The organism is Microbacterium sp. (assembly GCF_026393345.1).
GTDB lineage: Bacteria > Actinomycetota > Actinomycetes > Actinomycetales > Microbacteriaceae > Microbacterium.
Window position 1 is genome coordinate 60,058 of sequence record NZ_JAPLAI010000056.1, and the last position, 11,728, is coordinate 71,785.

12 protein-coding genes and 1 tRNA gene are annotated in these 11,728 nt (G+C 67.2%); 11 read left to right on the top strand and 2 right to left on the bottom strand.

Going from position 1 to position 11,728, the window contains the following annotated elements:
* The first annotated feature begins 104 nt into the window (after positions 1-104).
* From purU to NT132_RS11480, 4 genes are all read left to right on the top strand, one after another.
* The gene (purU, locus tag NT132_RS11465) at positions 105-1,007 is read left to right on the top strand and encodes a formyltetrahydrofolate deformylase (protein ID WP_297788885.1); all 903 of its coding nucleotides are present in this window, start codon (positions 105-107) and stop codon (positions 1,005-1,007) included.
* A gap of 32 nt (positions 1,008-1,039) precedes the next feature.
* Positions 1,040-1,906: a methylenetetrahydrofolate reductase gene (locus NT132_RS11470; RefSeq protein ID WP_297788887.1), complete on the top strand. Its 867-nt coding sequence runs from the start codon at positions 1,040-1,042 to the stop codon at positions 1,904-1,906.
* 31 nt (positions 1,907-1,937) lie between these two features.
* Positions 1,938-3,278 (top strand): aminomethyl transferase family protein, encoded by a 1,341-nt coding sequence (locus NT132_RS11475; protein ID WP_297788890.1) that lies wholly within the window; start codon positions 1,938-1,940, stop codon positions 3,276-3,278.
* A gap of 64 nt (positions 3,279-3,342) precedes the next feature.
* The gene (locus tag NT132_RS11480) at positions 3,343-4,227 is read left to right on the top strand and encodes a bifunctional methylenetetrahydrofolate dehydrogenase/methenyltetrahydrofolate cyclohydrolase (RefSeq protein WP_297788893.1); all 885 of its coding nucleotides are present in this window, start codon (positions 3,343-3,345) and stop codon (positions 4,225-4,227) included.
* A gap of 69 nt (positions 4,228-4,296) precedes the next feature.
* Here NT132_RS11480 and NT132_RS11485 read toward each other — a convergent pair whose 3' ends face one another.
* On the bottom strand, positions 4,297-5,172 hold the full coding sequence (locus NT132_RS11485; protein WP_297788896.1) for a neutral zinc metallopeptidase: 876 nt from the start codon (positions 5,170-5,172) through the stop codon (positions 4,297-4,299).
* Positions 5,173-5,356: 184 nt separating this feature from the next.
* Positions 5,357-5,430 (bottom strand) — tRNA-Gly (locus NT132_RS11490).
* Between the two features lie 59 nt (positions 5,431-5,489).
* Between NT132_RS11490 and dcd the strand changes: the two genes are divergently transcribed.
* The 7 genes from dcd to NT132_RS11525 all read left to right on the top strand — a co-directional run.
* Positions 5,490-6,095 carry a dCTP deaminase gene (gene dcd / locus NT132_RS11495; RefSeq protein WP_297788899.1) on the top strand — a complete coding sequence of 202 codons (606 nt, stop codon included), beginning with the start codon at positions 5,490-5,492 and terminating at the stop codon, positions 6,093-6,095.
* Positions 6,073-7,320, top strand: a complete 1,248-nt coding sequence (locus NT132_RS11500; RefSeq protein ID WP_297788902.1) for an ATP-binding protein — start codon at positions 6,073-6,075, stop codon at positions 7,318-7,320. Before dcd ends, NT132_RS11500 begins: the two co-directional genes overlap by 23 nt.
* 168 nt (positions 7,321-7,488) lie before the next feature.
* Entirely contained in the window at positions 7,489-8,283 is a 795-nt protein-coding gene (locus NT132_RS11505; protein WP_297788904.1) for an ABC transporter ATP-binding protein, read from the top strand.
* Positions 8,283-9,170, top strand: coding sequence for an ABC transporter permease (locus NT132_RS11510; protein WP_297788908.1), 888 nt, complete (start codon positions 8,283-8,285; stop codon positions 9,168-9,170). Before NT132_RS11505 ends, NT132_RS11510 begins: the two co-directional genes overlap by 1 nt.
* Before the next feature lie 121 nt (positions 9,171-9,291).
* Positions 9,292-10,347 carry a hypothetical protein gene (locus NT132_RS11515; protein ID WP_297788911.1) on the top strand — a complete coding sequence of 352 codons (1,056 nt, stop codon included), beginning with the start codon at positions 9,292-9,294 and terminating at the stop codon, positions 10,345-10,347.
* A 91-nt stretch (positions 10,348-10,438) separates the two neighbouring features.
* The gene (locus tag NT132_RS11520; RefSeq protein ID WP_297788914.1) at positions 10,439-11,197 is read left to right on the top strand and encodes an N-acyl homoserine lactonase family protein; all 759 of its coding nucleotides are present in this window, start codon (positions 10,439-10,441) and stop codon (positions 11,195-11,197) included.
* Positions 11,197-11,728, top strand: a 532-nt coding sequence (locus tag NT132_RS11525; RefSeq protein WP_297788917.1) for a CoA transferase, incomplete at its 3' end; no start/stop codon positions are given. The genes NT132_RS11520 and NT132_RS11525, both read left to right, overlap by 1 nt.

The window sequence follows — 11,728 nt, forward strand, 5'->3', positions numbered from 1 at the left end:
TCCCTTCGGCCGAGGATCCGACGAGGTCGGGCTACGCCGCACACCTCGGAGTCGTCACATCGTCACCGCCTCCGGGGCAGTATCGCCAACTCGAAGGAGAGGACATGACGGTCGTAGACATCCAGCCACGCACGGGGCGTGCGGGCACGCTCACCGCAGACGAAGGCGTTCTCCTGGTGCAGGGCCCCGACGGGCCCGGCATCGTCGCCGCCATCTCACGCGTGCTGACGGCGCACGGCGCCAATATCATCTCGCTCGACCAGTACTCGGACGACCCGGACGGTGGACACTTCTTCCAGCGGACGGTCTTCCATCTGCAGGACCTTGCCGCGGCGCGGCCGGCACTCGAGGACGCGCTCGCTCTCGATCTCGGTGCGGACCGCGGCCTCGAGTGGAAGCTGACGGTGCGTGCTGTCGCCAAACGGGTCGCGATCCTGGCATCCACGTCCGACCACTGCCTCCTCGACCTGCTGTGGCGGCACCGGCACGGCGACATCCCGATGACCGTGCCGATGGTCATTTCCAACCACACCGCCGTTGCAGAGGACGTCCGCCAACTCGGCGTGCCGTTCTTCCATGTGCCGGCCGGCGATGCCGACAAGAGCGCCGCCGAGGCCAGGATCTTGGAACTGCTCCGAGGCAATGTGGATCTCGTCGTTCTCGCCCGGTACATGCAGATCCTGTCCGCCGACTTCCTTGCGCACGTCGGTGTGCCTGTGATCAACATCCACCACTCTTTCCTCCCCGCATTCATCGGCGCCGGTCCGTACCGCAAGGCGAAGGAGCGCGGCGTCAAGTTGATTGGCGCAACTGCCCACTACGTCACGGAGGACCTCGACGAGGGGCCCATCATCGAACAGGACGTGGTCCGGGTGACGCACGCGGACACTGCCGCCGACCTGCAACGGCGCGGCGCGGACGTAGAGCGCCTCGTGCTCGCGCGTGCGGTCACCTGGCACTGCCAGGACCGGGTCATGCGCAACGGGCGCGAGACCGTCATCTTCTGACCCGCCCTCCCGACACCAAGGAACCGACGACGATGTCATTACTGCAGCACCATTCGCTCGAGATGACCGGCAAAGACGTGCCCGAACTCGAGGAAGCGACGCCGCTAATTCCTGCGGGGACGCGGATCAACGTGACCTTCCTCAGCAGCGAGGACCTGACGACACGGCTTGAGGCAGCCACGGCGGTCAAAGCTGCAGGACTCATCCCCGTGCCGCACATCGCCGCCCGCCGACTCACCGGCGTGCGGGAGCTTCGGACCATCCTGGCGGCGCTGCGCGAAGCGGACGTGAGTGAACACGTCTTCGTCGTCGGCGGCGACCCGCAGCAGCCGATGGGTCCGTATGCCTCGGCGCTCGACGTCATCCGGACGGGGCTGCTGCCCGAGTACGGCGTGCGTGAGGTGAGTATCAGTGGCTACCCCGAGGGTCATCCGGACATCTCCGACGAGGAGCTGTGGTCCGCGCTGAAGGGAAAGGTCGCAGCCCTCGCGCAGCAGGGTCTCGGCGCCAGCGTCATCACCCAGTTCGGATTCGACGAGGCGCCGATCGTGAGCTGGATCGAGCACGTGCGTGCGCAGGGCATCGACGCCCCGATCAGGATCGGCGTGCCGGGCCCTGCCGGCGTCACGCGGCTCCTCGGCTTCGCGCGGCGCTTCGGTGTCGCCTCCAGCGCGGGGATCGTCAAGAAGTACGGCTTCTCCCTGACGAACCTCATCGGATCGGCAGGTCCGGACCGGCTGATCGGTGCGCTCACCGATGCCGTCGACCCGGCTCGACACGGCGAGGTCCTGTTGCACTTCTACACCTTCGGCGGAGTCGCGGCCACGGCGCGATGGATCCGCGAGTACACCACGGCTCCCGCGACCCCGCGCCGCCGCCACACCTTCACCACCCGGTGACCCGACCAACTCGACGACGAGAGGACCCATCATGAACGGACCTGACCTGCAGAGCGCGATCGACCGCGCCGGCTCCCCCATCCAGCTCCTCTGGACCCCTGATGCGGCGCCATGGACGGTGCCGATCGTGCAGCCCGAGTTCGCCGGCTGGGCTGCCGAGCAGGAGGCGTGGCGAACCGGCGTGGCGCTGTTCGACCTGTCGTTCCACATGTTCGACACCTTCTTCGAGGGGCCGGATGTCACGCGGCTCCTCAGCGAGGTCAGTGCCAACCAGTACCGGAACTTCGCCATTGGTCAGGCCAAGCAGTTCGTGCCGGTCGCCTATGACGGCAACATCATCGTCGACGGCATCCTGTTGCGCACCGGCGAGGAGGCCTACACCCTTACCGGGGTGCCCGCCGCTCAGAACTGGGTGAAGTACCACGCCCAGGCCGGCGGGTACGACGTCGAGTTCTCCACCGACCCGGACTCGTCGGTGCGCACCGACCGCGACCCGCAGCTCTTCCGATTCCAAGTGCAGGGCCCCCTGGCGATGGAGGTCGTCGAGCGAGCGCTCGGAGGCCCGGCGCCCGAGGTTGCGTTCTTCCACTCGTCCATCGTCGAGATCGCGGGGCGGCCCGTGCGCGCGCTGCGTCACGGCATGGCCGGCCAGGCCGGATTCGAGTTCATCGGCGACTTCGCCGACTACGGTGCGGTGAAGGACGCGATCCTGCAGGCAGGCGAGGGGTCGGGCCTCATGCAGGTCGGCGGAAAGGCGTACTTCACGAACGGTGTGGAAAGCGGCTGGATCCCGACGCCGACCCCCGCGATCTACACCGACGACAGGCTCGCCGACTATCGGCGTTCCCTGAGCGCGTTCTCGTACGAAGGGAAGAAGCCGCTGAACGGCAGCTTCTACTCCGACCGCATCGAGGACTACTACATCTCGCCGTGGGAACTCGGCTACGGCCGCTCGATCGCGCTCGACCACGAATTCATCGGTCGCGATGCCCTGGTGGCTGCACGGGACGACGTGCGTCGCACCAAGGTGACGCTCGAGTTCGACCGGGAAGACGTCCGCGCGGTGCTCGGTGACGACCTCGGCTATCTCAACAGCTACGGTCGCTACCGGATCGAGGATGCGAACGATCTCGTGGGGATGACGTTCTGGACCTCCCACATCGGTCCCGTAGGCACGGTCCTGTCGCTTGCGCTGGTCGACGCCGCATCGGCCGAGCCGGGTACACAGGTCGAGGTCGTCTGGGGCGAGCACCCCGGTCACGGCACTGCCGCCGACGCGGACCTCGGCTTCCGGCGGATCAGGGCCACCGTTCAGACCTCGCCGTACAACGAGTTCGCGCGCACGGCGTATCGCGCGAACGCCACGGCCTGACGAAGGCGGCGGCGGTGGCGCCCGAGAGCATCGCCGCCGCCGCGCTGTCGAGAGAGGAGGACCCATGACCGCGCAGAAACTCGATGGCGTCGCGACGGCGGCGGAGATCACCCGTGAGCTGACCGAGCGGGTGGCCGCGTTGAAGGCGCGTGGGGTGACGCCTGGGATCGCGACGGTGCTGGTGGGGGCGGATCCCGCTTCGCAGTTGTATGTGGGGATGAAGCACAAGCGGTCCGAGGCGATCGGGATGAATTCGATCCAGCGGGAGCTGCCGGCGGATGCCACGCAGGAGGAGGTGGAGGCGCTCATCGATGAGTTGAACGCCGACCCGACCTGCCACGGCTATATCGTGCAGTTGCCGTTGCCGAAGCATCTCGATACCGACCGGGTGTTGGAGCGGATCGATCCGGACAAGGATGCGGATGGTTTGCATCCGACGAATCTCGGTCGGTTGGTGTTGAACGTGAACACGCCGATCACGTCGCCGTTGCCGTGTACGCCGCGGGGTGTGATCGAGTTGCTGCAGCGGAACGGTTATGACCTGACGGGGAAGCATGTGGTGGTGGTGGGTCGGGGTGTGACGATCGGCCGGTCGATCGGGTTGCTGCTGACCCGTCGCGACATCAATGCGACGGTGACGCTCACTCATACCGGCACGGTGGATCTGCCGCGGTACCTGCGTGAGGCGGATGTCATCGTCGCCGCTGCGGGGGTGAAGCACCTCGTGACGGCGGAGAACGTGAGGCCCGGTGCTGCGGTGCTGGATGTGGGCGTGACTCGCGAGGACGACCCGGAGACGGGGAAGTCGAAGGTCTTCGGCGACGTCGCCCCGGATGTCGCGGAGGTCGCGGGGTGGCTGTCCCCGAACCCGGGCGGGGTCGGGCCCATGACCGTGGCACTGCTCATGACCAACGTCGTCGAGGCCGCCGAACGCGCCGCATCCGCCTGAGCCCGGCGCTCGCCTGTCGCGTGGCGATACGACTTCGCCTCATTCCACGTCGACGGATGAATCCGCGGGTCAGAGCTGCGCGCCGGAGACGGTGAACGTGTCGCACGCGGCCGCGCCGTCGGCGTAACCCACGTTGAACCAGCGCTGCCGCTGTTCGCTGGACCCGTGGGTCCAGCTTTCGGGGTTCACGATGCCGCCCGATTCCTGCTGGATGTGGTCGTCGCCCACCGCGGCGGCCGCGTTCAGCGCGTCATCGATCTGGGTGGGGGTGGGCGCTTGCAGGAACGGGGTCCCGGTCTCGTCGTCGGCCACGCTCATGCCCGCGACCCACGCACCGGCATAACAGTCCGCCTGCAGCTCGGTGCGCACACCGTTGCTGTCGGGGCCGGTGCCGTTGTCGGGATGCTGCTCGAAGACGCCGGTCAGCGCCTGGATGTGGTGCCCGTACTCATGGGCGAGCACATAAAGCTGCGCGAGCGGCCCGGCCGAGGCGTCGAACTGCTCGCGCAAGATCGCGAAGAAGGTGGGGTCGACGTAGACGGTCTCCTCGGGCGGGCAATAGAACGGGCCGACGGAGTTCGAGGCCGTGCCGCACTGGGTCGGGGTGGAGCCGTCGACCACGATCAACTGGGGTGCGCGGTAGTCCGCGAGTTGAGTGGTCCAGAACTCGTCGAGGGCGAGCGATGCGGCGGCGAGCCGGCAGTCGTCGCGGGCGTTGGCGTCCTGGCCGGTCTCACAGTTCGCGATCTCGCTCTCGCCGGGATCTGAACCGGGGTTCTGGGTCGCACCGCCGAGCAGGAAGGAAAAGTCTCCGCCGGTGAAGAGGTTCAGCAGCAGCACGACGACCGCGCCGAGGCCGACCACGCCGCCGCCGGCGATCGCAGCGCCTTTTCCGCGGCGCCGCGCGGAGTTGCCGCCCACGCGCGCGTTGTCATTGAACGTCATGTGCTCACGCTAGATGCGGCGGGCGCGAAGCGGCGGCCTCTTGACGGCGGCGTATCGCGTCGGGCATGGGGGACGCGGCTGCGCCGCGCGCGGAGCCTCGGGCGGCGTGGGCCCACCCAAGGGTTCGATTCACTTCATGCACGAAAGCTCCGCCGCACGGCCTTGCGGCCGCACGTCGGAGCTTTGGAGGGGCTGACGGGAATCGAACCCGCGCTATCTGCTTGGGAAGCAGAAGTTCTGCCATTGAACTACAGCCCCATACGCCGGATGGCGTTCGGCCAGCATAGCAAAGCTGCATCCGTCGGTAGGCTGAACCCGTGCTGCTCTCCGATCGCGACATCAGGCAGGAACTCGGATCCGGGCGCATCGGGCTGGAACCGTCCGATGCCGCCATGATCCAGCCGTCGAGCGTGGACGTGCGGCTCGACCGGTACTTCCGGCTGTTCGACAACCACAAGTACCCGTTCATCGACCCGGCGGTCGACCAGCCGGAGCTGACGCGGCTGATCGAGGTCTCGCCCGACGAGCCGTTCATCCTGCACCCGGGCGAGTTCGCCCTGGGCGCCACGTTCGAGCAGGTCTCGCTGCCGGACGACGTCGCCGCGCGCCTGGAGGGCAAGTCGTCGCTCGGCCGGCTGGGCCTCTTGACCCACTCGACTGCCGGCTTCATCGACCCCGGGTTCACGGGTCACGTCACGCTCGAACTCTCCAACGTCGCGACGCTCCCGATCAAGCTCTGGCCGGGCATGAAGATCGGGCAGCTGTGCTTTTTCCGGCTGAGCTCCCCGGCGGAGTTCCCGTACGGTTCCGGCGAGTACGGCAACCGGTACCAAGGCCAGCGCGGTCCCACCGCATCCCGGTCCTTCCAGAACTTCCACGTGGCTGATGTCGGAGTGACGGATGCTGGATCCACCGGCCGATGACACCTCGGGGGCGACGTCTGCGGAGCAGGCTCGCATTCAAGACGCGCGCGCCGATGACCTGATCGCCGAATATCGGGTCCTCGATCAGACCCCGGATGCCTTGGACTCCATCGTGCAGCTGGCGGCGTTCGTTGCCGGCGTGCCCATGGCGACGATCAACATCATCACCACGGATGCGCAACACCAGGTCGCGGCTGTCGGGTTCGATGCAGACATCTGCCGCCGCGAGGACTCCATGTGCGCGATCGGGCTTCGTGCGGGCACGCCCATCGTGGTCTCCGATGCCAGCGAAGACGAGCGGTATCGCTCAAACCCGTTCGTCACCGGTGACCTCGGGTCGGTGCGGTTCTACGCCAACCACCCGCTGATTCTCCGCGGGGTGCCCATCGGCACGCTGTGCGTGTTCGACGTCGTCCCGCACGTCCTCGATGACAGCCGCCGCGACATGATCGCGACGCTCGCCGATCGCATCGTGGACATCCTGGAGCTCGAGCGACAGGCCCGCACTCTGCACGCCATGCTGCAGCGAACCGAGGAGCTGAGAGAGGAGCTCAGCCGTTCCAACGACCAGCTCTCCGCCTTCGCCGGGCAGATCAGCCACGACCTCGCCTCGCCGCTGACGGCCGTCACGCTCTCGCTGGAGTTGATGCACGAGCAGTTCGAGGGGCGAACAGACGTGCCGCCGTCGGTGGAGAACTGGCTGGACACCGGCCTTCGCGGGATCTCCCGGATGGCGGCGATGATCCGCGACATCCTCGCGTACGCGCGTCTGGGCGGGGAGCTGCGGCGCACGCGCGTGGATCTCACCGAGGTGGCGGAGGCGGCACGGGCCGACCTCGGCGTCCTCGACGCGGACCCGCGCATCGCGATCGCACCGCTCCCGGTGCTGTCGGCCGATCCCACCCAGATCCGTGCGCTCATCCAGAACCTGTTGTCGAACGGACTCAAGTTCAGCCCGGACGAGCCGCGCGTGGAGATCTCCGCGACCCGGGACGAGGGTGCCTGGCTCATCGAGGTCGCCGATCGCGGCAGCGGCATCGACCCCGCCGACACGTCTCGCGTGTTCGATCCGCTCGTGCGGGCCCGGACCGACGCGCCCGGCCACGGCATCGGTCTATCGACGTGCCGCCGCATCGTGCAGGCGCATGGGGGTGACATCGGCATCCGGCCCCGAGAAGGCGGGGGCACGATCGCCTGGTTCCGGCTGGCGGCCGCGCTCGACTAGCACCCCGGGCCATGATGCGTGGATGGGATGCGCAGAGGACAAGTCATCCGGACGTATTGATAACCATATGACTCGTGCTAGCATCCTGATGTTCGCATTCATGAGCGATGGCAGAGGACGAGGATGTTCGACTGGACTGGGCGAGGACAAACGCCGACCGAAGGCCCCGTGGGCGCAGGCACCCGCATTCGGGTACAGGACGTGGGAAAGATCTACGGCGTCGGGAGCAAGCAGGTCGAGGCGCTCAAGGGCGTCGACCTGGATATCCGTGACAACGAGTTCGTCTGCATGGTGGGACCGTCGGGATGCGGCAAGTCCACCCTCCTCCGGATCATCGCTGATCTCCAGCGGCCCAGCGCAGGTGAGGTGGAAGTCACGACGAGCGCCGCCGCCCTGCGGCCGTCGGCGGTGGTGTTCCAGGACTACAGCATCTACCCCTGGAAGACCGTCAAGGACAACGTCAAGTTCGGCCTCCTCGCGCAGAACCTGCCCAAGGCAGAAGTGGAAGACCGGGTGTCTCGCTGGCTGGACAAGCTCAGCCTCACGGCGTTCGCGGACCACTACCCGTCCCAGCTCTCGGGCGGTATGCGCCAGCGCGTCGCCATCGCCCGCGCGATGGTAGTCGAGTCGGAGATCCTGCTGATGGACGAGCCGTTCGCGGCCCTCGACGCGCAGCTTCGGCGCGTCCTCCAAGAGGAGCTCCTGGATCTGTGGCAGGACATGCGCCGCACAGTTCTGTTCATCACCCACAACCTCGATGAAGCGATCCTCCTGGGCGACCGCGTGGTCGTCATGTCGGGCAGGCCGGGGCGCGTGATCGGCGACTACGAGGTCCCCTTCGGGCGGCCCCGGAACGCCGAGATTCGTGGCTCCGCGGACTTCGCCGCGCTGGAGCAGGAGTTGTGGCATCAACTTCGCCATGAAGTGGACGACGGCGCAGCGGCACGGGCGGAGGTGGCCTGATGGCCCTGACCACTACAGGACCCGGCACCGCCACCGGGTCGCCTGCAACGCCCGTGAAGGTGTGGCGCGTCTCGCCCAGCAAGGCCGAGATCGACCCGGGCGGGTACTCGCGTCGGCTGCGCCAGCGAAAGGTCTGGCTGGGGGTTGTGACGCCGGTGGTGCTGCTGGCGTTATGGGAACTCGCATCGCAACTGCAGTGGGTCGACGCGCGGTTCTTCCCCGGCCCGAGCCGGATCTTCATGGCCGCCGTCGACATGATCGCGAGCGGTCAGTGGTTCGTGGATGTGGGGATTACCCTGCGGACGATCGGCACAGCCTCGCTCGTCGGATTCCTCGTCGGAGTTCTCGCGGGAGTGGTGATGGGCGCGTTCTCCACGGTCCGGCACCTCTTCGAACCGACGCTGAGTGCGTTCTACACGATCCCCAAGATCGCGCTGCTGCCACTCATGCTGCTCATCTTCGGCGTCGGAGACACCCCCGGATATCTGCTGGTGGGGCTCGCGATCTTCTTCATCGCCTGGATCTCGACGCTGGAGGCGGTCTTGACCGTGCCGACCGGCTATCGCGAAGCTGCGGAAGCCTTCGGTGCGAAGGGTTGGCGTGCCTTCGTGCATGTGACGCTCCCCGCGATCCTCCCTGCTGTCTTCGTCTCACTCCGCATCTCCGTCGGTCAGGCCGTTCTCATCGTCATCATGGTCGAGTACCTGATGGGCAGCCAGGGCATCGGCTACCGCATCTGGCACTCCTGGTCGTTGTTCGACGCCGACACCATGTACGTCGGAGTGGTCTCCGTCGCCGTGCTCGGGTACCTGCTGCAGCTTCTCGTGAAGGTCGTCGGTACGAAGCTCGCACCATGGGCGGGTTCCATGTCGGGCGGCGAGAAGTAGCGTCCCCCTTCTCTCAACTTCACACCCCACCGACCGGTCGGACGGTGCGGACGTTTGGTGCACCTCTGCGCCTGCTTCCGTTCGCCCGACGAAGGTCCTCAACCCAGGAAAGAGAATCGAAATGTCCGTAAGGCACTTCACATGGCGGAGGAGCGTCACCGCGACGTTCGCCACCGCCGTGCTCGCGCTGTCCTTCGCGGGCTGTGCGTCGACGACGACGCCCGGCGACGACGGGGACTCCAGCGGCGAGGCATCGCGTCCCATCACGATCGGATGGTCGGCTGCAGCGCCGTTCGTCCTCCCGGCGCTTCTCGCCGCCGACGGAGCGGAGCCGTTCGCCGACCGCGGCCTCGAGTTCGACGGATCGCTCATCGCTGCCCCGGATGCGTTGCCGTTGCTCGCGACGGGGAAGCTCGACGTCTTCGCCGGACCCGTGAGCGCCGGCATCTTCAACGCGATCGGCAGCGGGTCCGACCTCGCGATCGTCGCGCCGGGCGGCACCTCGTCACTGCCGTCCGACTGGTACATCAGCAAGGCCGCCCTGGGGGACAAGGACCCCGAGGACATCTCGAACTGGAAGGGCCAGAAGATCTACACATCGACGGGCGCCGGTTCGTACGTGATGATCAGCCTCGCGCATCTGCTCGAGCCGGCGGGGCTGACCCCGACGGACCTCGAGTTCGCGCAGATCTCACCGGACGACGTCGCCCCGGCGTTGACCTCGGGCGCGATCTTCGCCGGCATTCCTGCCAGCATCAAGGCACGCCAGCAGCTCCTCGCTGACGGCGATGTCATCGCGGGCCCGTCGGCCGTGTGGCCCGAGGGGATCTCCCCGGGATTCATCTTCTTCGGGAAGTCTCTGCTCGAGGACGACCCGGAACTCGCGCAGGAGGTCCTGGACGCGTTCGTCGACCTCTACAAGAATCACCTCCAGGGCGACTACCAGTCGGGCCCGATGCAGGAGGAGATCGCCAAGGTCCTCGACTACGACCCGGCGACCGTGCCGGATCTCGTGAAAGAGGTCTATCCCGCTGACCTGTCCTTCCCGAAGGGCTGGACCCAGAACGCGGAGAAGGTGTGGCGGAGTCTGCCCGACGTCCTCAGCTACGAGGATTCGGTCGCCGACAAGATCGTGGCGACGGACCTGATCAAGCAGTCGCTGAAGAACGTCGAATAGTCGGCAGCGACAGCTCGTTCCCCCGCAGCCGACGGCTGCGGGGGAACGCCCGTCACACCATCGGCCAGACCATCGAAGGACGAGGCAGGACATGGGACTCAAGATCATCGCGCTTCCGGCCGGCCGTGTCCGGGGTGTTCCCGGCTCGGGGGTGACCTTCCAGCGCAACGCCGACAAGACATTCGACCTCGCCATGATGATGTTCGCCATCACAGGTGGAGAGCACACGGTCATGGTGGACACGGGCACCTCCGATCCCGACTTCGTGCGAGAGCAACACGGCTACACACGGTTCGAGCGGGCTGAGGCGGAGGAGCCGCTGCGCGTCCTCGCCGACGCGGGCATCGATCCCGCAGAGGTTGGCACCGTGATCTACACCCACCTGCACTGGGACCACTGCAGCAATCCTGAGCTGTTCCCGAATGCGCGATTCATCGTGCAGAAGGACGAGCTGGCCTTCGCGATGGACCCGGTGCCGATCTTCCGGAAGGCATTCCAGCGCACCGCGACCGCGCAGCCTCCCATCCTGTCCGTGCTCGGACAGGTCGAGACGATCCAGGGGCGCAAGGTGATCGCGCCCGGTATCACCGCCGTACCTCTTCCCGGCCACACTCCCGGGTCTCAGGGCGTCCTCGTGGAGACGGACGCGGGCAAGTTCCTGCTGGCGGGCGACTGCATCGACCGGTACGAGAACTGGGAGGGCGACGGTGCGACGCAGAGCCACCTGCCGAGCGGCTCGTTCATCAACCTGATCGACTACTACGAGAGCTTCGAGGTCATCGAGCAGCTCGGCGCCGAAGTCATCCCCGGGCACGATCCGCGAGTTCTCGAGCGTCGGGTCTTCGGCTGATGGGCGAACCGATCCTCGACGACCTCCTCACACTGAGCGGGGTACCCGCGTCGGAGGGTCGGGTGCGGATCGTGGGGCACGATCCGATCTTCGCCACGCCGTTCCGCATGGTGGACTTCGGCTCGGCGGCCATCGGCGCCGCGGCGCTGCAGGCCGCGAGGCTCTATGAGCTGCGTGGCGGTGGCCCCCAGACGGTCACGGTCGACGCCGGTGCGGCCGTCGCTGCTCTTCGCAGCTTCCGCTATCTCGCTGAGGTGCCTCCCGTGTTCCCCGGGCCCGCGAAAATCGCGAGCGCCTTCTATGAGACACGTGATGGACGACGAATCTTCATCCACCGCGCGTTCACGCACCATCTGGCCCGTGAACTCCGGGTGCTCGGCCTGAGGTCGGCGGACGATGAGGCGGAGATTGCGCGGGCGGTGGCATCGTGGGAGGGGGCTGCTCTGGAAGCGGCGATCATGGATGCGGGGGCGTGCGCGGCGCTCGTGCGCACGTCCGAGGAGTGGGCGGCGCACCCGCAAGGACGCGCCG